16 protein-coding genes are annotated in these 22,566 nt (G+C 66.8%); 9 read left to right on the top strand and 7 right to left on the bottom strand.

What is annotated here, in order from left to right:
• Nucleotides 1-32: 32 nt before the first annotated feature.
• Complete coding sequence (gene mre11 / locus ACP96_RS12430) at nucleotides 33-1,364, top strand: DNA double-strand break repair protein Mre11 (protein ID WP_050033526.1); 1,332 nt, start codon at nucleotides 33-35, stop codon at nucleotides 1,362-1,364.
• A complete protein-coding gene (rad50, locus tag ACP96_RS12425) occupies nucleotides 1,361-4,069 on the top strand; it encodes a DNA double-strand break repair ATPase Rad50 (protein ID WP_050033525.1) in 2,709 nt (902 codons plus the stop codon). The genes mre11 and rad50 overlap by 4 nt, the downstream gene beginning before the upstream one ends.
• Nucleotides 4,070-4,367: 298 nt before the next feature.
• Here the strand turns inward: rad50 and ACP96_RS12420 are convergent, their stop codons facing one another.
• From ACP96_RS12420 to ACP96_RS19270, 3 genes are all read right to left on the bottom strand, one after another.
• A complete protein-coding gene (locus ACP96_RS12420) occupies nucleotides 4,368-4,808 on the bottom strand; it encodes a DUF7346 family protein (protein WP_050024621.1) in 441 nt (146 codons plus the stop codon).
• Nucleotides 4,809-4,835: 27 nt separating this feature from the next.
• Nucleotides 4,836-5,246, bottom strand: a complete 411-nt coding sequence (locus tag ACP96_RS12415; protein ID WP_050024622.1) for a DUF7322 domain-containing protein — start codon at nucleotides 5,244-5,246, stop codon at nucleotides 4,836-4,838.
• A 109-nt stretch (nucleotides 5,247-5,355) separates the two neighbouring features.
• A complete protein-coding gene (locus ACP96_RS19270) occupies nucleotides 5,356-5,529 on the bottom strand; it encodes a DUF7331 family protein (RefSeq protein WP_202593950.1) in 174 nt (57 codons plus the stop codon).
• Nucleotides 5,530-5,630: 101 nt separating this feature from the next.
• Here ACP96_RS19270 and ACP96_RS12410 point away from each other — a divergent pair, with 101 nt between their 5' ends.
• From ACP96_RS12410 to ACP96_RS12380, 7 genes are all read left to right on the top strand, one after another.
• Nucleotides 5,631-9,665 (top strand): DNA polymerase domain-containing protein, encoded by a 4,035-nt coding sequence (locus tag ACP96_RS12410; protein ID WP_050033524.1) that lies wholly within the window; start codon nucleotides 5,631-5,633, stop codon nucleotides 9,663-9,665.
• Between the two features lie 149 nt (nucleotides 9,666-9,814).
• The gene (locus ACP96_RS12405) at nucleotides 9,815-10,732 is read left to right on the top strand and encodes an ABC transporter ATP-binding protein (RefSeq protein ID WP_050033523.1); all 918 of its coding nucleotides are present in this window, start codon (nucleotides 9,815-9,817) and stop codon (nucleotides 10,730-10,732) included.
• A 52-nt stretch (nucleotides 10,733-10,784) separates the two neighbouring features.
• Nucleotides 10,785-12,215 carry a Fe-S cluster assembly protein SufB gene (gene sufB, locus ACP96_RS12400; protein ID WP_050024628.1) on the top strand — a complete coding sequence of 477 codons (1,431 nt, stop codon included), beginning with the start codon at nucleotides 10,785-10,787 and terminating at the stop codon, nucleotides 12,213-12,215.
• Nucleotide 12,216: 1 nt separating this feature from the next.
• Complete coding sequence (sufD, locus tag ACP96_RS12395) at nucleotides 12,217-13,431, top strand: Fe-S cluster assembly protein SufD (RefSeq protein WP_050024630.1); 1,215 nt, start codon at nucleotides 12,217-12,219, stop codon at nucleotides 13,429-13,431.
• A gap of 199 nt (nucleotides 13,432-13,630) precedes the next feature.
• The gene (locus ACP96_RS12390; RefSeq protein ID WP_050033522.1) at nucleotides 13,631-14,230 is read left to right on the top strand and encodes a DUF5789 family protein; all 600 of its coding nucleotides are present in this window, start codon (nucleotides 13,631-13,633) and stop codon (nucleotides 14,228-14,230) included.
• 98 nt (nucleotides 14,231-14,328) lie between these two features.
• A complete protein-coding gene (locus ACP96_RS12385) occupies nucleotides 14,329-14,814 on the top strand; it encodes a rubrerythrin (protein ID WP_050024639.1) in 486 nt (161 codons plus the stop codon).
• A gap of 43 nt (nucleotides 14,815-14,857) precedes the next feature.
• Nucleotides 14,858-15,298, top strand: a complete 441-nt coding sequence (locus ACP96_RS12380) for a metal-dependent transcriptional regulator (protein ID WP_050024636.1) — start codon at nucleotides 14,858-14,860, stop codon at nucleotides 15,296-15,298.
• A 31-nt stretch (nucleotides 15,299-15,329) separates the two neighbouring features.
• Here the strand turns inward: ACP96_RS12380 and prf1 are convergent, their stop codons facing one another.
• The 4 genes from prf1 to ACP96_RS12360 all read right to left on the bottom strand — a co-directional run bounded on the left by prf1 (nucleotide 15,330) and on the right by ACP96_RS12360 (nucleotide 22,509).
• Nucleotides 15,330-16,580 (bottom strand): peptide chain release factor aRF-1, encoded by a 1,251-nt coding sequence (gene prf1, locus ACP96_RS12375; protein WP_050033521.1) that lies wholly within the window; start codon nucleotides 16,578-16,580, stop codon nucleotides 15,330-15,332.
• 456 nt (nucleotides 16,581-17,036) lie between these two features.
• On the bottom strand, nucleotides 17,037-18,845 hold the full coding sequence (argS, locus tag ACP96_RS12370; RefSeq protein ID WP_050033520.1) for an arginine--tRNA ligase: 1,809 nt from the start codon (nucleotides 18,843-18,845) through the stop codon (nucleotides 17,037-17,039).
• A gap of 543 nt (nucleotides 18,846-19,388) precedes the next feature.
• A complete protein-coding gene (locus ACP96_RS12365; RefSeq protein WP_050033519.1) occupies nucleotides 19,389-20,324 on the bottom strand; it encodes an NAD-dependent epimerase/dehydratase family protein in 936 nt (311 codons plus the stop codon).
• A gap of 574 nt (nucleotides 20,325-20,898) precedes the next feature.
• Nucleotides 20,899-22,509, bottom strand: coding sequence for an ABC transporter permease (locus ACP96_RS12360; RefSeq protein WP_050033518.1), 1,611 nt, complete (start codon nucleotides 22,507-22,509; stop codon nucleotides 20,899-20,901).
• Nucleotides 22,510-22,566 lie beyond the last annotated feature (57 nt).

The raw sequence follows: 22,566 nt of genomic DNA, 5'->3' as shown, positions 1-22,566 counted from the left end.
CCTAAACCCGATACCGGCTAACACCCGGGCAGATGACACGGGTGATCCACACCGGCGACACCCACGTGGGATACGCGCAGTATCACTCGCCGGTCCGACGACAGGACTTCCTCGACGCCTTCGCGGCCGTGATCGACGACGCGATCGAGGGGGAGGTCGACGCGGTGGTCCACGCCGGCGACCTCTTCCACGACCGGCGGCCGGAGCTCGCCGATCTGATGGGGACGATATCGGTCCTCCGACGACTCGACGACGCCGAGATCCCCTTCCTCGCCGTGGTCGGGAACCACGAGTCGACGCGGGGCGGCCAGTGGCTCGACCTGTTCGAACGACTGGGGCTCGCGACCCGGCTCGACGACGAACCCACCGTCGTCGGCGACACGGCCTTCTACGGGCTCGATCACGTCCCCGTCTCGCGCCGCGACGACCTCGACTACGCGTTCGCCGACCACGACGCGGAGTACGCCACCCTCGTCGCCCACGGCCTGTTCGAGCCGTTCGGGTACGCGGACTGGGACACGGAAGAGGTGCTCGCGGAGAGCACGGTCGAGTTCGACGCGATGCTCCTCGGCGACAATCACACGCCCGACTCCGCCGAGGTCGGCGGCACGTGGGTCACGTACCCGGGATCGACCGAGCGCGCGAGCGCGAGCGAGCGCGAGGGGCGCGGCTACAACCTCGTCACCTTCGACGCCGGCGCCGCCGGGGGCGACGACCGCGTCGAGATCCGGCGGCGCGCGCTCGACACCCGCCCGTTCGTCTTCGTGGAGGCCGACCTGCGCGAGGGCGAGGGCGCGGCACGGGTGCGCGAGAAAGTGCGCCAGCACGACCTCGACGACGCCGTCGTCCTCGTGAGCGTGACCGGCGAGGGCGACCCGGTCACGCCGGCCGCGATCGAAGAGTTCGCGACCGACGAGGGGGCGCTGATCGCCCGCGTGACCGACCGCCGCGAGGTGGAGGCGGACGCCGAGGTCGAGGTGAGCTTCGCCGACCCCGAGGACGCCGTCCGAGAGCGGGTCGAGGAGATGGGGCTGTCGGAGGCCGCCCTCGACGTCGAAGAGGCGGTCCGCGCCGACACGGTCCCCGACACGAACGTCCGGGAGACGGTGAAACGCCGGGTTGAGGAACGGGTCGACGACCTCGACGACCTCGACGACCTCGACGCGTTCGATCGGGGGGAAGCCGCAGACGGAGCCGCCGAGAGCGACAGGGCCGACGGGGCCGAAGTCGACGACGGGGCTGATGACGGCGAGACCGCGTCGGCCGAGGGCAACGACGCCGCAACGACCGCCGACGGCGACGAGGCCGCGACCGCCGACGGCGACGGTACCGACGGACAGGTCTCCATGGAGGACTACCTGTGAACTTCGACCGCATCCGCCTCACGAACTTCAAGCCGTACGGCGACGCCGACCTCCGACTGACCGAGGGCGTCACGGTCATCCACGGACTCAACGGCAGCGGGAAGTCCTCGCTGTTGGAGGCCTGCTTCTTCGCGCTCTACGGGTCGAAGGCGCTCGACGGGACCCTCGGAGACGTGATCACGAACGGCGAGGAGGAGACCGAGGTCGACCTGTGGTTCACCCACGACGGCGTCTCCTATCACGTCGAGCGACGGCTCAAGGAGTACGACGGGCGGATCGACCACCAGTGCACGCTCGAGGCGACGGACGGGAGCGACGTGACCCGCGACGGCGCCCGGGCGGTGCGGGAGTTCGTCACAGAGCTCCTCCGGATGGACGCCGAGGCGTTCGTCAACTGCGCGTACGTCCGGCAGGGCGAGGTGAACAAGCTGATCAACGCCACGCCCCGCGAGCGCCAGGACACGATCGACGACCTGCTCCAGCTTGGAAAGTTAGAGGAGTACCGCGAGCGCGCCGGCGACGCGCGGCTCGGCGTCGATGACGTGCTGGAGAACCGCCGCGGGCGGCTCGACCAGCTCGACGATCAGATCGGGGAGAAAGAGGGGAAGGAGCTCCACGATCGGCTCAACGGACTCGAAAGCGACCTTTCCGAGGTCGCGGACGAGATCGATCGCTACGAGACGCAGCGAGAGCAGGCGAAGGAGACCCGCGAGGCTGCCGCCGAGACCCTGTCGACCCACGCCGAGAAGCGCGAGAAACTGGAGGCGGTCGAGTCGGAGATAGACGAGATCGAATCGGCGATTCGGACGACCGAACGCGAGCGCGACGAACACCGCGACGCGATCCGGGAGGCCCGCGAGCGGATCGCGGAGATAGAGACCGCGATCGACGACCGGCTCGACGACGCGGGGCTCGACGCGGCAAGCGAGGAGGCCATCGCGACCCGGCGAGCCGAGCTCGACGACCGCGAGAGCGAGGTCCGCGAGGAGCTCGACGAGGAGCGAGTGAGCGCCGAGGCGTTCCGCAACCAGGCGACGAACCTCGCCGGAAAGGCCGACGACCGCGCCGAGCGCGCGGCGGAGGTGGAGTCGGAGGCCGACGACCTCGCCGACGAGGCCGAGGCGGCCGCGGACGAGGCCGACGAGCGCGAGACCTCGATCGAGGAGCTCCGCGAGGAGGCCGAGAGCCTGCGCGAGCGGTTCGCGGCCGCCGACGCCGACGTGGACCGCGAAGAGGTGGCGGACGAGCGCGAACGGCTCAAGGAGCGGCGCGGCGAGGCCCGCGAGCGGATCGCGGAGCTGTCCGCGGAGCTGAAGAACGCCCGCGAGCGCGTCGATGAGGCCGAGGAACTGCTCGCGGCGGGGAAGTGTCCCGAGTGCGGCCAGCCGGTCGAGGACTCGCCGCACGCGAGCGGGATCGACGAGGACCGCGAGCGAGTCGCCGAGCTGGAGGCGGACCTCGAGGACGCCCGCGAGCGCGAGAGCGACCTCGACGGCCGGATCGCGGAGCTGGACGACCTCGCGAGCGCGGCGGGCCGGCTCGACGAGATCGACGAGCGGGTCGAGACCCTCGAAGAGCGGGTCGAGGAGAAGCGCGCAGAGGCGGAGCGGAAGCGCGAGGCGGCGGCGGAGAAGCGCGAGCGCGCCGAGGCCCTCCGCGAGGAGGCAGAGGAGACCCGCGACGTCGCCGCTCAGAAGCGCGAGGAGTCCGAGGCGGCCGCGGCGCGCGTGGCGGAGCTCGAGGACTCGATCGCGGCGGTCGACGACGCGCGGGAGGCCGTGGGCGCGATCGAAGAGCGGCTCTCGGCGGTCGCGGACGCGGAAGACGAGATTGAGCGCCGCCGCGAGAAGCGCGAGAACCTGGAAGCGGTGAACGACGAGCGGCGCGACCGGCTCTCGGACAAGCGCGAGCGCCGCGACGAGCTCGCCGACGCGGTCGACGAGGACGCGGTCGAGGAGGCGAGGGGGAGGAAGGAGCGAGCCGAGGAGTACCTCGAGAAGGTCGAGGGCGAGCTCGACCGGCTGGCCGAGCGGCAGACGGAGCTCCAGAACGCGATCGGGGGAGTGAAGGGAGAAATTCGAGAGTTAGAGAACCTCCGAGCGGAGCGCGACGAGCTCGCCGACACCGTCGCGGCGCTCGAGGACCTCCACGAGGAGACGAGCGAGCTGGAAGCGATGTACGGCGACCTCCGGGCGGAGCTGCGCCAGCGAAACGTCTCGGAGTTGGAGCGAACCCTCAACGAGACGTTCGAACTCGTCTACGGCAACGACGCCTACTCGCACATCGAGCTCGACGGGGAGTACGTCCTCACCGTCTACCAGAAGGACGGCGAGCCGCTCGACCCCGAGCAGCTCTCCGGCGGCGAGCGCGCCCTGTTCAACCTCTCGCTGCGCTGTGCGATCTACCGGCTCCTCTCGGAGGGGATCGAGGGCGCGGCGCCGACGCCGCCGCTCATCCTCGACGAGCCGACCGTCTTCCTCGACTCCGGGCACGTTTCCCGGCTCGTCCGGCTCGTCGAGGAGATGCGCGGGTTCGGCGTGCGCCAGATCCTCATCGTCAGCCACGACGACGAGCTAGTGGGCGCAGCCGACGAGCTGGTGACGGTGGAGAAGGACCCGCGAACGAACCGGTCGACGGTGCACCGGGAGGACGCCGCCGCGCTCGACGCCGACGAACTCGATATCGCCGAACTCGCCGACGACTGAGCGGGCGGGCTCTCCGCCGCGACTATTTATAAGCGATTGCCCGCGGTGCGATCGACGCAGAATGACAGCGACGACAACCCGTATCACCGGTAGTGACGACAAAACCACCGATTCCGGATTGGCGCGCCCGCTCGCGCCTTATAAGGTGCGAGCGGTCTGCGAGGGAGGCGGCGGGTCGGCGTGGCGCCGCCCGCGCCGACCCGTCCGCCGAGGCTGGGGAGGCGCGAGGCATACGCGCGACCGAACGAGATCGGGCGCGAACAGCCGCGAACGGCCACGGATCGCGCTTATAAACGGTTCACTCGCCGTCCGCCGACCCGCCCCGCAACAACCCCATCGCTTCAACTGCGACCGAGGTCGCCTCGTAGCCGCGCCGCCCCGCGACCTCGGCCTCGTCGATCAGGCCGGCCGCGCGGAACTCCGCGATCGCCCCGTGGAGGTCGGACTCGCACATGTCGGCCGCGTCGAGGAGGTCGATCGCGGCGATCGGTCCCTCGTCGACGACCACCGCGAGGAGGCCGAGCGACCGGTCGTCGCGGATCGCTCGGATCGTCTGCCGGACCGACGCCGGCACGCCCGAGGCCGCGGTCGCGAGCGGCGACTCGCCGTCGACGACCGAGAGCTCGTCGTTGTCGACGTACCGCTCCTCGCCGGTGGCCGGATCCCGCACCCGGCTCGACTCGGCGGAGCGTTTCACGAGGAGGTACGTCTCGCCGGCCGTGTCACGAACCGTCTGCATGGATCGGGAAGAGTGGTCGCTCGGGCATTACGCTTCCGGGGGCGAGGGGTCGGAGTCGGGATCGAGGTCGGGATCGTCGGAGGAGTCCGACTCCTTCGCGTCCCGCGCCCGCTTCCACGACCGGTACGTCTGATAGGTCCGAACGCCCGCGAAGAGCCCGACGGCGAACAGGGCCGGACCGATCCGCGACCACCCCTCGAAGAACCACAGCATCGGGCCGAGCGCGACGAGGAGCACGGCGGCGTTGGCGTAGACGACCGCGACGACGAACGCGCGGAGAGTCCCCGAGTCCACGTCGCTCGCGCCCTCGAAGTCGCCGCCGTCGTCGAACGTCTTCACCGAGGGCGCCTTCGGAATGTCGGGCGTCATCTCCCGCTCGGCGTCGGAACTCTCCCCGAAGGAAACCTCGCCCTCGTCGTCCTCGTCGAGGCTGAACACGCCGGGCGTACGCGGGGACGGGGCAAAGGGGTTCCGCCCCGGTTCGTCCGCGAGCCACGGCTGCGAACGGCTGGGATCGGAACGAAAGGGGCGAAAGGGGTGGCCGCCGTCAGACCGCGTCGGCCAGCCGGACCGTTCGGCTCGCCTCGACCCACGCGAGGGGGTTGGCGGCGTCGAAAATCACCACGTTCCCGTCGTCCTCGTACACCTCCATCTCGGCGTCGACCTCGTCGCGATCGGCCGGGCGAGCCACCTGGGGTTCGGAACGCGGGTCCGAAGACATAGACCGTGGTATGCCGTCACACATTATATGCCTTTCCGTGCCGGGACTCCTCGCCGCACCCGAAAGCCGAGTTTTTTAGCCGGGTGCGCCGAAGTACTGGTATGACTCAGTCGGGGCTGTCGGACTTCTCGCCGTCCGGAGACGCGGACGGCGGGTCGGGAGACAGCACGGAGGCCGAACGAGAAGAACTGGCCGCACAGGAGGCGGCCGTCGTCGCCGGCGGCGGGCGCGGACACGTCAGCGACGTCGTCGACGTCGACGAGGCGAAGTTCCCGAAGTCGACCGGGACCGTCGAGCTGATGATCACCCAGATCGACTACGCCGTGGAGGGGTACGGCAGCGACGAGTACCCGGTCGTCCACGTGTTCGGCCGGCGACCGGCGGAGAACGCCGGCGAAGACACTGAGGAGGACACCGTCGAACACCTCCGCGTGCTCGGCGTCGAGCCGTACTTCTACGTCCCCACGGCCGACCTCGACCGCGACCCGGTCGAGGAGTACGACGTGGTGATCGGGACGCGCGAGGAGAACGCCGAGGGAGAGCCGTACGAGAGCATCCGCGGCGAGCCGCTCACCCGGATCGTCACCCGGACGCCCCGCGACGTGGGAAACATCCGCGACGATTTCGCGACGAGCTTCGAGGCGGACATCCTCTTCCCGAACCGCTTTCTGATCGACAACGGGCTCAACGGCGGAATTCGGGTCGAAGAGCGCCGGCTCGACGACGGAGACGGGACGATTCAGGTCCACGAGGGCATGCTCGAACCCGCCGCGGTCGACGCCGAGATGCGGGTGAACACCTTCGACATCGAGGTCGACGACCGGCGCGGCTTCCCCGAGGACGGCGAGGAGCCGATCATCTGTCTCACCAGCCACGACTCCTACGACGACGAGTACGTCGTCTGGCTGTACGACGCCCCGGAGGCCGAGATCCCGCCCCCGGAAGATCTCCCTGACTACGAGGGGATCGTCGGCGACGAGAGCGAGGAGCTCGACTTCAGGGTCCGCACCTTCGAGGCGGAGGCGGCGATGCTCGACGCGTTCGTCGACTACATCGACGAGACGGACCCGGACCTGCTGACGGGGTGGAACTTCGAGGACTTCGACGCGCCGTACGTCCTCGACCGACTGGAGGTGCTCGACGACGGGAGCCAGTACGACCTCTCGGTCGACCGGCTCTCCCGGATCGGCGAGGTGTGGCGCTCCGGCTGGGGCGGCCCGGACATCAAGGGCCGGGTCGTCTTCGACCTGCTGTACGCGTACAAGCGGACGATGTTCACCGAGTTGGAGTCGTACCGGCTCGACGCGGTCGGCGAGCGCGAGTTGGGGGTCGGCAAGGAGCGCTACACGGGCGACATCGGCGACCTCTGGGAGCAGGACCCCGAGCGCTTACTGGAGTACAGCATCCGCGACGTGGAGCTGTGCGTCGAGATCGACCGGAAACAGGACGTGATCGCCTTCTGGGACGAGGTGCGCACCTTCGTCGGCTGCAAGATCGAGGACGCGCCGACGCCCGGCGACACCGTCGACATGTACGTCCTCCACAAGGCGTTCGGGAAGTTCGCGCTTCCCACGAAGGGCCAACAGGAGTCGGAGGACTTCGAGGGCGGCGCCGTCTTCGACCCGATCACGGGCGTCAAGGAGATGGTGACGGTCCAAGACCTGAAGAGCCTCTACCCGATGTGCATGGTGACGATCAACGCCGGCCCGGAAACGAAGGTCGACCCCGCCGAGTACGACGACGAGACGTACGTCGCGCCCAACGGGACGCACTTCCGGAAAGAGCCGGACGGGATCATGCGCGAGATGGTCGACGAGCTCCTCACCGAGCGCGAGGAGAAGAAGGCACTCCGGAACGATCACGACCCCGGCACCGAGCCCTACGAGCAGTACGACCGACAGCAGGCTTCTGTCAAGGTTATTATGAACTGCTTCACGCCGGACACCGAGGTCGTGACCCCCGACGGCGTTCGGCCGATCACGGATTTGGAGGTCGGCGACGCCGTGTACTCGCTCGATCCCGACACGGAGGAGATGGCGGTCAAGACCGTCGAGGAGACCCACGCGTATCCGGACTACCGGGACGAACTCGTCGACATCGAGACCTCGAAGATCGACTTCCGGGTGACGCCGAACCACCGGATGCTGGTCCGGAAAAACGAGACGAACGGGATCACGGAGGACGGATACAGTTTCGTCGAGGCCGGCGACCTCGATCGGGCGACCAACTACGAACTGCCTCACGACTGGGACGGGCCCGACGGCGAACGGGTAGAAGAGGTCGACCTGACCGAGCTCGTCGACGGCGAGTACGAGGTGTGGGTCCGGCCGAGCGTCCACGGTCACACGTTCACGGCCGAACTCGGTTGGACGCCGCGACGCGTGCCGAAGGCGGACGTCGGCGAGACCGGCTACGTGTTCACGGCGGCCGAGTTCGAGGAACACCGCGAGTACATCGAGTCAGTGTGTGAGACAAGTTTCGTTCACCGAGAGTCCGGAAGAAAGTGGATCCCGCGGACGTTCGACGGCGACGACTTCCTCGAACTGCTTGCGTGGTACGTCACGGAAGGGAACGTGTTCACGTCCGAGGAGAAACAGTTCGGCGACAAACTTCGCGGCTCCGCGACGACGGTGAAGATCTCACAGGACGCCGTCGCCGACGGCGGCGCTTCCGATCACGAGACGATCGGCCAACTACTCGATCGGATGGGCCTGGACTACCACGTCAACGACCGCAGCTATCAGTTCACGTCGGAGTTGCTCGGGAATCTCCTTCGAGACCGCTGTGGTGACGGGAGCTTCGAGAAGCGGATTCCGGATCGGGTCTTCGAGGCGAACGCGACACAGAAACGCGCGTTCTTGGAAACGCTGATCGACGGCGACGGTGACAGGCAGACCGGGTCGTGGCGGTACACGACGTCGAGCGAGAGGCTTCGGGACGACGTGATCCGCCTGTGTGCACATCTCGGGATCACCGCGAGTTACAATCACGACAGCGGGAGCTGGCGGATTTACGTCACGGAAGACGCGAAGAACACGCTTCGAATGCACCGGAGCGGAAGCCGAAGCGAGGCCGAAGACGGCGTCTACTGCGTGACCGTCGAGGACAATCACACGCTCCTCGCGGGACGGAACGGGAAGTTCCAGTTCGTCGGGCAGTCGTTATACGGAGTGACGGGATGGGATCGGTTCCGTCTCTACGACAAGGAGGGCGCAGCGGCCGTCACAGCGACCGGTCGGGAAGTCATCGACTTCACCGAGGAGGCGGCCGAGGAGCTAAATTATCAAGTTGCTTATGGGGATACTGACAGCGTTATGATTTCTTTATCTGACATGTCGAAGGAGGAGGCGATCGAGACCTCCTTCGAGATCGAGGACCACATCAACGAGCGCTACGACGACTTCGCGCGCGACGAGCTCAACGCCGAGTTCCACCGCTTCCAGATCGAGTTCGAGAAGCTCTACCGGCGGTTCTTCCAGGCGGGCAAGAAGAAGCGGTACGCCGGGCACATCATCTGGAAGGAGGGGAAAGACGTCGACGACATCGACATCACCGGCTTCGAGTACAAGCGCTCGGACATCGCCGGGATCACGAAGGAGGTCCAGCAGAACGTCATCGAGACGATCGTGACGGGCGACGACATCGACGAGGACATGGAGGAGGTGAAAACGTACCTCGTCGACGTCATCGCGCGCGTGCTCGACGGCGACATGGACCTCGACGAGATCGGGATCCCGGGGGGGATCGGCAAGAAGCTCGACGCCTACGAGACGCCGACCGCGCAGGTCCGCGGGGCGAAGTACGCGAATCTCATGCTCGGCACCAACTTCGGCAGCGGGTCGAAGCCGAAACGGCTCTACATCGAGAAGGTCCACCCCGACTTCTGGCAGCGGATGGAAGACGAGAAGGGACTCGATCCGCAACGCGATCACTTGTACGGGGAGTTCAAACGCGATCCGGACGTGATCTGCTTCGAGTACGCCGACCAGGTCCCCGACGAGTTCGAGGTCGACTGGGAAAAGATGCTGGACAAGACCCTGCAGGGACCGATCGAGCGCGTTATCGAGGCGCTCGGCATGTCGTGGGAGGAGGTCAAGACCGGTCAAGAGCAGACCGGACTCGGCTCTTTCATGTGATCTGTCCTCGTGCCTGAAACAGATTTCTGAAAACCGCTTTTCGATCGTCGAGAAAAATTCTTACCGATTTCGGGAGATTCTACGGGGAGATGCGTAACCATTAACCCGCCGAGAGACCACTGTACGGACACGAGGCAACGAGAATACATATGGCAACTCTCGAAATCAACGATCTTCACGCGCGAGTGGCGGAAGAGGACGGCGAACGCATCCTTCGCGGGGTCGATCTGACGGTCGAGTCCGGCGACATCCACGCGCTGATGGGGCCGAACGGCTCCGGCAAGTCGACGCTCGCGAAGGTCATCGCCGGCCACCCGGCGTACGAGGTCACCGGCGGCGAGATCCTCCTCCACCTCGACGAGGCGGACATCACCGATGTCGACGCCGACCTCGACGACGAGGACTACCACTGGGAGCTGCTGGAGCTCGAACCCAACGAGCGCGCCGCGCTCGGTATCTTCCTCGGGTTCCAGTACCCGGCGGAGATCGAGGGTGTCACCATGACGAACTTCCTCCGACAGGCGCTCAACGCGAAGGCGGACGAGCGCGAGGAACTGTTCGAGGACGAAGACGAGGAGGAGGCCGACGCGGACGACGACGAGGGCTACGAGACCTCCCCGATGGAGGGTCCCGCGGACGACGGCGAAATCGGCGTCGCCGAGTTCCAGGAGATCCTCTCGGAGAAGATGGAGCTGCTCGACATGGACGAGAAGTTCATGCAGCGGTACCTCAACGCCGGCTTCTCCGGCGGTGAGAAGAAGCAGAACGAGGTGCTGCAGGCGGCGATGCTCGAGCCCGCGGTCGCGGTGCTCGACGAGATCGACTCCGGGCTGGACATCGACCGGCTGCAGGACGTTTCGAAGGGGATCAACGCGCTCCGCGACGAGCAGGGCACGGGCGTCCTCCAGATCACCCACTACCAGCGGATTCTCGACTACGTCGAGCCCGACCACGTCCACGTAATGTTAGACGGCGAAGTCGTCAAAAGCGGCGGCGCGGAGCTCGCCGAGAAGCTCGAGGACAAGGGGTACGACTGGGTCCGCGAGGACGCGTTCGAGGCCGCGTAACCGAATCCAGTCACGCGATACACGTAAGTCCGGAACAACGTAACACCATACTATGAGCTCACAACAGGACGAACTGAAGGAGACAGACACAGAGGCCCGCTTCGAGTTCAAGAAGGAGGAGAAATCCGCCTTCCAGACCGAGAAGGGTCTCACCGAGGAGACGGTCCGCGTCATCTCGGAGGACAAAGACGAACCGGAGTGGATGCTGGAGCGGCGCCTGCGCGCGCTCGAGCAGTTCCAGGAGATGCCGATGCCGACTGACTGGCCCGGGCAGCCGGACCTCAGCGAGGTCGACGTCGACGAGATCATCCCGTACATTCGGCCCGACGTGGACGTCCGTGCGGGCGTCGACGACTGGACCGAACTCCCGGACGAGATCAAAGACACCTTCGACAAGCTGGGCATCCCGGAGGCCGAGAAGAACGCGCTCTCCGGCGTCGGCGCCCAGTACGAGTCGGAGGTCGTCTACCAGAACATGCAGGAGCGCTGGGAGGAGAAGGGCGTCATCTTCTGTAACATGGACGAGGCCGTCCAGGAGCACGAGGAGATCGTCCGCGAGCACTTCATGACGAAGTGCGTCCCCCCGAGCGACAACAAGTTCGCCGCGCTCCACGGCGCGATCTGGTCCGGCGGCTCGTTCGTCTACGTGCCAGAGAACACCACCGTCGACATGCCGGTGCAGGCGTACTTCCGGATGAACTCCGAGGGGATGGGCCAGTTCGAGCACACGCTCATCATTGCCGAGGAGAGCTCCGAGGTCCACTACATCGAGGGCTGTTCCGCCCCGAAGTACTCGGCCTTTAACCTCCACTCCGGCGGTGTCGAAGTGTTCGTCGGCGAGGACGCCCACGTCCAGTACTCCACGGTGCAGAACTGGTCGAAGAACACCTACAACCTGAACACCAAGCGCGCCATCGCCGAGAAGGGCGGACGCATGGAGTGGATCTCGGGATCGATGGGGTCGAAGGCGACGATGCTGTACCCCTCGACGATCCTGAAGGGGCGCGGCGCCTCCGACAACCACATCACCATCGCCTTCGCGGGCGAGGGGCAGGACATCGACACGGGCGCGAAGGTGTACCACAACGCGCCTGACACTAAGTCGACCATTGAGTCGAAGTCGATCTCGAAGGACGGCGGCCGCACGAACTACCGCGGCCTCGTCCACATCGCCGACGGCGCAGAGAACTCCTCGACTGCCGTCGAGTGCGACGCGCTGATGTTCGACAACGAGTCGACCTCCGACACCATGCCGTACATGGAGATCAACGAGTCGAAGGTCGACGTCGCCCACGAGGCGACCGTCGGGAAGATCGGCGACGAGGACATCTTCTACCTGCAGTCGCGCGGCCTCGACGACGACGACGCCAAGCAGATGATCGTTTCGGGCTTCATCGAGCCCATCACGGAGGAGCTGCCCATCGAGTACGCCGTCGAGCTCAACCGGCTCGTCGAACTGGAGATGGAGGGCTCGCTCGGATAACATGAGCACGCAAGCAATCGAGAGCCTCTCGGAGGACACGGTACGACGCATCGCCGACGAACGCGACGAGCCCGAGTGGCTCTTGGAGACCCGTCTAAACGCGCTTTCGGCGCTGGAGACGGCCGAGCTGCCGGACGTGATCCAGACGCCGGGGCGCCGCTGGACCGACCTGGAGGCGCTCGACTTCGAGTCGCTGGTCGACCCCCTGAACCAGTCGGACGCCACGGAGCGGACGGCCGGGGACGACGAGGTCGTCATCCTCCCCTTCACCGAGGCGTTCGAAGAGTACGGGGACATCATCGAGGCGAACTTCGGCTCGGTGCTCGACCCCGAGCACAACTACCTCACCGCGCTGTCGGTCGCGCTGTTCACGACCGGGACGTTCGTCTACGTCCCCGAAGGCGTCGACGTCGAGGACGTGACGGTGCGCGCGGAGATGAACTCCCGCTCGCTGTTCAGCCAGACGCTCGTCGTCGCCGAGGAGTCGTCGTCGGTGACAATCCTCGAATCGATCGAGTCGGGAGACGACGGCGTCGACGGCGACCGGTACTTCTCGAACCTCGTCGAGATCGCCGCGGGCGAGAACGCGAACGTCCAGTTCGGCTCGCTCCAGAACCTCGACGACGAGTCGTACACCTACTCGCTGAAGCGCGCCGTGACGGACGCCTACGCGACCGTCGACTGGATCGAGAGCAACTTCGGGTCGAAGCTGACGCGCTCCGACGTCGAGACCGAGCTGAACGGCGACGGTTCCGAGAGCCAGATCGTCGGGACGTTCTTCGGCACCGACGACCAGCACTTCGACATCAACGCCCGCGTCTGGCATCAGGCCGAGCACACGACGGCCGACCTCGTCACGCGCGGCGTGCTCGACGACGTGGCCCGCTCCGTCTACGAGGGGGTTCAGGACGTGGGCAACGACGCGTGGAACACCTCCAGCTACCAGCGCGAGAACACGCTGATGCTGTCGGACGACGCCGAGGCCGACGCGTCGCCGAAGCTGATCATCCACAACCACGACACCGAGGCGTCCCACTCCGCGACGGTCGGGCAGGTCGACGCCGAGGACCTGTTCTACCTCCAGAGCCGCACGATCGACTCGCTGACGGCACGGAACATGCTCGTCGAGGGCTTCTTCGTCCCCGTGTTAGAGGAGATCGCGGTCGACGAGTTCCGCGACGACGTCGAGGAGCTCGTCTTCGAGCGCCTGCAGTAAACGGGCTCGTCGGTCGCCGGTCGACCGGTTTCCGAGTTCGTCCGTTTCCGAGTTTTTGCGTGGAGACGGGAACGGTCGGGTTTCCGCGGCATCGTCGCAGAGGCGAAACGAACGAGAGGCTGTGACGTTCATTGTTTCGAGACTATTCTATTTTCATATTACCTACAGGACTAAACGGTCGAGCGTCGTAGGTACGGGAATGGCAGACGACAAGGACGGACGAGAGAAACAGGCGCGCAACGAGGACGACCGGCAGCGGCGGCGCGACGTCGAGGCGGAGCTGGAACGCGGCGACGAGCCGGAGCCGGAGATCGACGCCGCGGATCTCGACGACGTCGAGGCAGATCTCGAGTCGCTGGAGTTCCCGGCCACGGGGGCGGAGATCGTCGCGGCGATCGGAGACCGAGATATCGGGCCGTCGGACGAGCGGTACACCGTCGAGCAGCTGGTGCCCGAAACGGACGCCGTGGTGTTCGACTCCCCGGATCGCGTCCGCGTTCGGATACAGCGGCCGACGGTCGCCGCGGCCATGAAGCGGATCGTGGAACTCAGCGAGACGCTCCCGGACGAAAAGCTGGGCGGGTCGCAGTACGACGCCTACGAAAAGACCTTTTTCGAGCTTCAGCGGCTCAGTCCCGACGACGACGACGAGGCGATCGGCGTCGTCCGCGACTGGGTCGTCGACCGGATCCGCGACAAGGAGAAGCTCCCGACCTCGCGGCAGATCCGACGACAGGCGGCGAAGATCTGTCGAGAGGAGGGACACCAGATCCGGAACGACGACTGGCTCGGGATATAGAGCGCCAGCGTCGCGTCGGAGGGGAACTCCTTAAGTCGGACTACGTCTGAGATGACGTGTATGCGTACGGTCGTATCGAACGGTGACGGGTGGTCGCCGTGAGCGTGAGCCAGCGGATCGCCTCGGACGACCAGCTCGCCCGGTTGTTACAGATCGGGATCGTGCTGGAAGAGGTCGTGGAGGCACGGGCGCACCACCACTACCAGAGCCTCGACGCCGAACTCGACGAGGAGATCGAGGACCTGCTCGCGGACGCCGCCGACGAGTCGGCCGAGCACCGCCGGCGGCTCGAATCGCTCATCGAGGGGCTCGGCGTCGAGAGCGTCCCGTTCGACGAGATCGAGGAGCTCGTGGGCGCGCGGTACGGGCGGACCCAGCCGGAGGACTTCGACGGAGTTCTTTACGACCAGCTGTGCAACGAGGAGACCGCCTACAAGTTCTACGACGACCTTATCCAGGCGATCGAGGAGTCGGACGCCGAGTTCTCGGTCGACCGCGCGGAGCTGTTGGACGAGCTGCACGCGATCCGCGAGGACGAGGCTGAGGGCGTCAGCGAGGTAACCGAGGTCATGGAGCGACGATGAATCGGGGGATCGAACCGACGACGAGCGCCGACGGAGGGAAGCCGTGAACACCGCAGACCAGTACCTCAAGACGATATACGTCGTACAGAAGCAGGAAGACGGTCCCGCCTCCACCGGGTCGATCGCCGACTCGCTCGGCGTCAGCCCGGCGAGCGCCAACGAGATGATCGGGAAGCTCGAGGAGCGCGGGCTCGCAGAACACGAGAAGTACAAGGGGGTCCGGCTCACCGACGACGGGATCGTGCGGGCGCGCGACGCGCTCCAGACCTACTGTATCATCGAGCGCTTCCTCGCGAACGTGCTCGCGGTCGAGGAGTTCCGCGACGAGGCCCGCGAGCTGGAGGCGGTCATCGACGACACCGTCGCCGAGCGGCTCGACACGATCATCGACCGGCAGCCGGAGTGTCCGGACTGCTTCGACCCCGAGACGGACGCGTGCGCGTGTCTGGAGATCGCGGCGGCGCCCGTGGAGCCGGATCAGTAGGCCGAGAAAAACCGAACGCTGACTCGCCGGATCAGACGCCGGTCGAGTAGCGCAGGATTCCTGCGATTCCGCCGAACGCGTCGAGCAGCTGTTCGCCCTTCTCGAAGTCGGTCGAGATGAACTTGGTGTCGGTGCCGCGCTGTTCGGCAATCGCCATCAGGTGTTCGATCACGTCCTCGCGCTCGTCGACGTCGGCCTCCTCGCCGCACTCGGCGCACTCGTGGTCCGGGGTCGAGTGTCGTGCGTCGATCACCTCGTACTCCTCGTGGCCGTTCGGGCACTCGTAGACGACCACGTCGGACCGGAGGTCCTCGGAGATGAGGAGGCGGTCGACCGAGCCCATGATCAGGTTTCGGCGGGTCTGGTCGAACCCGTACGTGGCCTCGTCGCCGGTGTTGAGGTTCTCGAAGAACTCCTCCATGTGGCGCTTGTCCTCGACGATCTCCTGATCGGCGAGCGCCTCGCTGGCGTTGTCGACGAGGTCCTTCAGCCCGGACTCGTCGGTGTACGCCACGTCGAACTTGCCGAGCACCTTGTCCTGCAGCTCGTGGTGGAGGTAGTCGCCGTCGAGGAACTCGTCTTTTGTCGGCGAGGGACCGCCGACGAGGATGCCGTCGAGCTCGTGGCGCTTATCGACGAAGAGGTCGTCGGCCATCCCCGCGACCTCCTGGTAGAAGTTGTCGATCGCTTCGAGGCGGAGGCGGGCGAACCGCTGTGCGGACTGCCCCCCCTTCCGCTGTTTGCCGGGGACGAGCGAGGAGGCGGACTTGACGGGTTCGACCCGCTTGCCCTTCAGCCAGCCGACGTTGGCCTCACGGCGGTCTAAGACGATGAGCCCGAAGAGCCCGGAGTCCTCCAGCATGTGTTCGAGCGGCTCGGTGAGGAACTCGGAGTCGCAGTGGTAGCGGAACGACTCAACGGGCTGCGGGGGCGACTCCAGCGTCCGCGTGACCATGTCTGTCTGGCCGCCGCCGGCGTCGATGGCACCCGAGAAGATCACCATCCCGTTCTCCGGCGGAAAGGTGTCGTAGTAGCGGAGGCGGTCTTTGATCGATGTCAGCGCGTCCTGAACCGCCGTCCGCGTCTGCTTGGACTTGATGTTGGACGCCTCGCTGTGTTCCTGCGTGACGTGGGCGACCACGTCGGAGATCTGCCGATCCTCGGGGATGTAGATGGTGACGAGCTGCGTGCCGGAGCCCTCGAAGTCGCGGAGCTCCTCGATGACCTTGCGGAATTCGTATTTCCGCCGGTCGTCGCTCGCCTCTTGGGCGTCGCTACTCATTACCCTAAATACGGCGGCGTGCGGGTAAGTAAGCTTTGACCTCCCGGCCAGCGCGACGGTACCGCGTCACACGGGCGGTCGATCGCAGGGTCGTTTATAAATGAGATGCGGTGGCGCGCGCCTCCGAGCGGTCGTCTCTGACGGCCGCGAGGAGCGCCGCGCGAGGGACGCGGCGAACGCGAGCGGCGGAGCCGCGAGCCGTGAGCCGCGAGGCTGGGGAGGTGTGAGGTGCTGTGCGGTCGGGTGGAACTCAAAGGGGCAGTCGCCGGCGGCTTCGCCGCCGGCTGCCAGAGGCGCGAAGCGCCTCGCGGCTGGGGCTTTGGCGGTGGTCACCGTCGATCTGCGATCAACTATTTATAAGCGAGCGGTTTGGCCTTTGGCGATGGTCATCATCGATCCGCCGCCAACACCCCGATCGAACAAAACCGAACGACCGAACCAATCGTCGCCCCGATCCTACATCGAGTCGGGCGCCTCGACCCCGAGCACGTCGAGGGCGTTCGCCATCGTGTGCTTCGCGGCCGCGACGAGCGCGACGCGAGCGGCCCGCAGATCTTCGTCCTCGGCGGTCACGACCGGACACTCCCGATAAAAAGCGTTGTACGCGTCGGCGAACTCGCGGGTGAACGTGGCGATCGTGTGCGGCTCCAAGTCGTCCGCCGCCGACTCGATGGCAGCGGGGAAGCGAGCAACCTCGCGGAGGAGGTCGCGGGCCGCCTCGGTCTCAAGCGTCGACGCGTCGACGTCGAGAGCGTCGACGTCGACGACCCCCTCGGCGTCCGCCGTCACGCCCGGCACCTCGACCCCGGCGTCGGCCGCCTCGTCCAAGATCCCGCAACAGCGCGCGTGGACGTACTGGACGAACGGGGCGGACTGCCCCTCGAAGTCGAGCGCGTCCTCCCAGTCGAAGGTGATCGCCTTCGCGGGCTGCTTCGAGACGATGTCGTACCGGACCGCGCCGATCCCGACCTCGTGGGCGATGCGCTCCACGTCCGCCTCGGTGAGGTCGTCGTCGCGGATCCGGTCGTTCATCCGGGTCTCGACCGCCTCGCGGGCGCGGTCGATCGCCTCGTCGAGGAGGTCGTCGAGCATCACGCCGGTCCCCTTTCGGGTGGACATCTTCCCGTCCGGGAGGTTGACGTACGAGTAGATGACGTGCCCGAGCCGGTCGGTGTCGTTGCCGAGGAGTTCGAGGGTCGCGTCGAGCTGGTCGGCCTGCAGCTTGTGGTCCTCGCCGAGCACGGTGACGGCGCGGTCGTAGTTCGCGAACTTCCACTCGTGGTGCGCCAGGTCGCGGGTGGTGTAGAGGCTGGTGTCGTCGGAGCGCAGGAAGACGAGGTTCTTATCGATCCCCCAGTCGTCGAGCTCCAGCTGCCACGCGTCCTCCTCGTAGACAGCGTGGTCTGTCTCCTTGAGCCGCGCCGCGATGTCGTCGGTCGAGCCGTCGCGCATGAACCGCGTCTCCTTGACGAACTCGTCGAACTCGGCGGGCAGGCGGGCGAGACAGTCCTTCATCCCGCCGAGGACCGTGTCGACGACCTCGCCGACGCGCTCGTACGTCTCCTCGTCGCCGGCTTCGAGGCCCTGGAGGATCGCGGCGATTTCGTCTTCCGCGGTCTCAACGGCCTCGGGGTCGGCCTCCTCCAAGTAGGAATTCCCCTTGCGGTAGTAGCGCACGAGGTCGTACTCGGCGCGGTCGCGGGCGGGGTCCTCCGCCAAGTCCGACTCGTCGAACCGCTCGTACGCCCACGTGAACACCGCCATCTGGCGGCCCGCGTCGTTGACGTAGTAGTGGCGGTCCACGTCGTAGCCCGCGTACTCCATGAGGTTCGCGACCGCGTCGCCGACGATCGGGTTGCGCGCGCGGCCGACGTGGACCGGGCCGGTCGGGTTCGCGCTCGTGTGCTCGACGACGACCGAGGTGTCCCGGTCGGGGAGCGCGCCGTAGTCCGCGTCGGGGGCGGCCGCGTCGAGCGTGTCGGCGAGGTAGCGCTCGCCCGCGTGGAAGTTGACGTACGGGCCGGCGGTGTCGACCGCGTTGAGGTAGTCGTACCCGTCGATATCGACCGCGTCGGCGACCGTCGCGGCCACGTTCGGGGGCGCGTCGCCGACCTCGCCCGCGAGTCGGAAGGCGACGCTGGAGGCGAGCGTCGCGTCCATATCGTCGGGCGGGCGTTCGATGCCGAGGTCGTCGGTCGGGAGGTCCAGCGAGGCGAGCGCCTCGCCGAGCGCGTCGGCCACCTCCGACCGGAACTGCCTGAACATACCGTCCGTTCGACGGGCGGGTTAAAAGGCCCTTCCGAAGCGGCTCGGCGGGCGAGACGTGGGATCGAAGGGACAAAATTGAGACACTCAGGACTGCGGTGGCGCGTGCCTGCGAGCGGCCGCCCTCGGCGGCCGCGAGTCAGCACGCGCGAGGTCGCCGGAGCGAAGCGGAGGCGACTGACGAGGCTGGGGAGGTGTGAGGTGCTGTGCGGAGCAGTTCGGGGCGGGACACAAAGGGCAGCCGGGAGGCGGGTGCAGGCGTTCACGAGAGCTTCGCTCTCGTGAGCCAATCAGAACGCTCCGCGTTCTGATGACGACGTAAGCACTGGAAGGAGCGAGCGGAGCGAGCGACTGAAGCGCGCAACGAGCGTGCGCCCGCCTCCCGGCTGGGGCTTTGGAGGTGTTCGCCGCCGATCTGTTGACGACCATTTATAAGCGAACGGCTAGGTCTTCGGAGGCGACCACGGTCGACCGCAATCAGCGATTTATAAATAATCACTCTGAACGGCAATTAGGGATGTCACAGCGTCCGTCTGCCACTACTTACGAGACGATCTCGTCGATAAGCTCCCGCGCGCTGCGCCGCACGGCCTCGTCGCTCTCGATCGACGGCTCCCAGCCGAGGTCGGCGAGCTTCTCGATCGACAGGCGCATCTTCGGCACGTCGCCGGTCCAGCCGCGGTCGCCGCCGGTGTAATCGTACTCGGGGTCGACACCGAGTTCGTCGCTGACGATATCGGCGATATCGGTGACAGAGGTGGTCGTCTCCGTCCCGAGGTTATACACGTTCAGGTCCTCGTCGGCGTGCTCGACGACGTGCTGGATAGCGTCGACGCACTCCGAGACGTGCATGTACGACTTCTCCTGGCGGCCGTCGCCGAGGATCTCGAGCTCGCTCGGGTCGGCGTCGAGCTTCTGGATGAAGTCCGGGATCACGTTCCCCCGCTGGTGCGGGCCGACGATGTTCGCGAAGCGGAACACCCACGACCGGACGCCGTACGAGTGGGCGTGCGTCGAGATCAGCGCCTCGTCGGCGAGCTTCGAGGAGCCGTAGATGGAGATGGGTTCGAGGGGCCCGTAGTCCTCCGGCGTCGGCCGGGGCGCCTCGCCGTACACCGTCGAGGAGGAGGTGAAGGCGAGCCGGTCGACGCCGACCTCGTGCATCCGTTCTAAGACATTGTACGTCATCGCCGTGTTGTCCTCGAACAGCTCCCGGTCGTCGTCGTAGTTCGTGTCGGTGTACGCGGCGAAGTGGAAGACGACATCGAGGTCGTCGGTGACCGCCTCTGCGACATCGTCGGGATCGGTGAGGTCGGCCTCGATAAACTCGGCGCCGTCCGGGACGCGCTCGCGGTCGCCCTTCGAGAGGTCGTCGGCGACGCGGACGGTCGCGCCGCGATCGAGGAGCCGCGCGGCGAGGTGGCTCCCGACGAGCCCCGCGCCGCCGGTGACGAGTGCGGTCGAATCGGTGAGGTCCATGTCGATCCGCTGGGGCGGAGTCGGGTAAGTACGTGTGGAATCGGGACGTGAAGGAGGGCGGATCGATAGTCGATCGCTTAAAAGCGATCGCTGACAGAGCGGCGGTGAGTACCTCCAAAGCCCCAGCCGCGAGGACTCGCGCGACTTGCTGTCGTTCGAGACGCCGAAGGCGTCTCGTGATGACGAAACGGCTTCGCCGTTTCGAACCACGCTCCTCGCTCGCGTTGCTCGCTGTGGTGCTTGCTGCGCCGTGCTTCGTCCTCGCGGCAGGGCGAGAGCGAAGCTCTCGCTTGAAACCGGCGCATAGCGCCGGTGACAGCGAGGCGCTTCGCGCCTCTGGCAGCCGGCGGCTTCGCCGCCGGAGACTGCCCCTTTGAGTCCCACCCGACCGCACCGTACAGCCTCACGCCTCCCCAGCCTCGTCGCTGGCGCCGATGGCGCCAGCGACTCCCTCGCGCGTGCTCCTCACGCCCTTCGGGCGCTCGGAGGCACGCGCCACCGCACAGCAGATCGATCGGTGACAATCAGACTGAGCGAGGACAAATCGCTCTATGACGCCGGATCCTCTACCACTTTATAGTCCGTCCTCGCCGCCCTCCTGTGCGAGCATGACGACCATCGAGAGCCCGGAGATGACGAGGAGGAGGAGGGTGGGGACGACCGCGTACTGGTAGAGCCCGGACTCTTGTGCGCGCCAGATCTGCGTGACGATCGTCTCGAAGTTGGAGGGGCGGAGAATGAGCGTGACCGGGAGCTCCTTCATCGTCGTGAGGAACACGAGGGCGGCGCCGGCGACGATCCCGGACCGCACTAAGGGGAACGTCACGCGCCGGAACGCCCCCATCGACGACTCGCCGAGCGCTCGGCTCGCCTCGACCAGCCGCGGGTCGACGCCCAGGATCGAGGTCCGCGTCGACCCGACGACCTGCGGCAGGAACCGGACGACGTACGCGAACACCAGCAGGGGGAGCGTCTGGTAGAGCCACGGGAGGTAGCTCGACCCGAAGTAGACCAACGCGAGCGCCAACACGATTCCGGGGACCGCGAACCCGACGTACGTCGTGCGCTCGAACAGCGTCGACAGCGGTGAGTCGTGGTTCGCGGCGAAGTACGCGACCGGGAGCGCCGCCAGCGCGGCGACGACCGCGGCCGCCGCGGCGACCGACACCGAGTTGAGCGCCTGCACCCACTCGAACGCCATCGAGGGGCGGCGACCGGTGTCGGTGCGGACGAGCCACAGGAGGAGGATCCAGAGGGGAACGAGCAGCGCGACCGCGGACACCGACGCCGGCAGGAGCGTCGCCGGCCAGCGCCACCGCCCCAGTCCGACGAGCCGGTCGGTGTTTCCCGCGTCGTCGCCGTGGGCGGAGCGGTCGGACCGGACGAACCACTCCAGCGCGAGCACGACGAGCACCACGGCGAGCAGCTGCAGCGAGAGGAGGGCGGCGTAGTCCCGGCCGAAGGAGTTGTACTCGACGTAGATCTGGCGGGTGAACACGGGGAGCCGCATGATCGTCGGCGTCCCGAAGTCGGACACCGCGTACAGCGCCGCCAGCAGCGACCCGGCGGCGATCGCCGGGCGGATCACGGGAAGCGTCACGCGGCGGAACGCCTCGAGCCGACCGTGGTTCAGCGTCCGCGCCGCCTCGATCAGCGTCGTGTCGAGCGAGAGGAGCGCGGCGCGAGTGGTCAGGTAGACGTACGGGTACGTGTAGAGAGTGATGACGAGGACCGTTCCCGGGAGCCCGTAGATCTCGGGGAGCCGCTCGATCCCCAGCGGCGCGAGCAGGTCGTGGAACTCGCCGCGGGGACCGAACGCGGAGACGAAGGAGAACGCGCCGACGTAGCTCGGCACGACGAGCGGGAGCGCGACCGCGATCGACCAGAACCGACGGAAGGGGAGGTCGGTCCGCGCCGTCAGGTACGCCAGTGGAACGCCCAGCAGGATCGAAAACGCGGTGACGCCGCCCATCAGCAGCAGGCTGTTCGCCAGCACCTCGGCGGTTCCCGCGCTGAACAACAGGTCCATCGCCCGCGACCGCTCGACGGTGACCGCCTCGATCACCAGCCACGCCAGCGGGAACACCAGCGTGCCGGCGATGGCGGCCGAGAGCAGCGTCAGCCCCACCGGTAATCGGCCGTCGCCGTCTGTCAGGATATCGCGGATCCGGCGTGTCCAGCTCATGGTCCGGAAAGGGCGGGTCTTGGTGGAAGTCGGCCGCACCGACCGTTAGCAGTTACG

The sequence above is a fragment of the Halorubrum halophilum genome, assembly GCF_000739595.1.
In the GTDB taxonomy this organism is placed as follows: domain Archaea; phylum Halobacteriota; class Halobacteria; order Halobacteriales; family Haloferacaceae; genus Halorubrum; species Halorubrum halophilum.
Note: the sequence above shows the minus strand (reverse complement) of the source record. Positions and strands in the feature narration are given on the sequence as shown.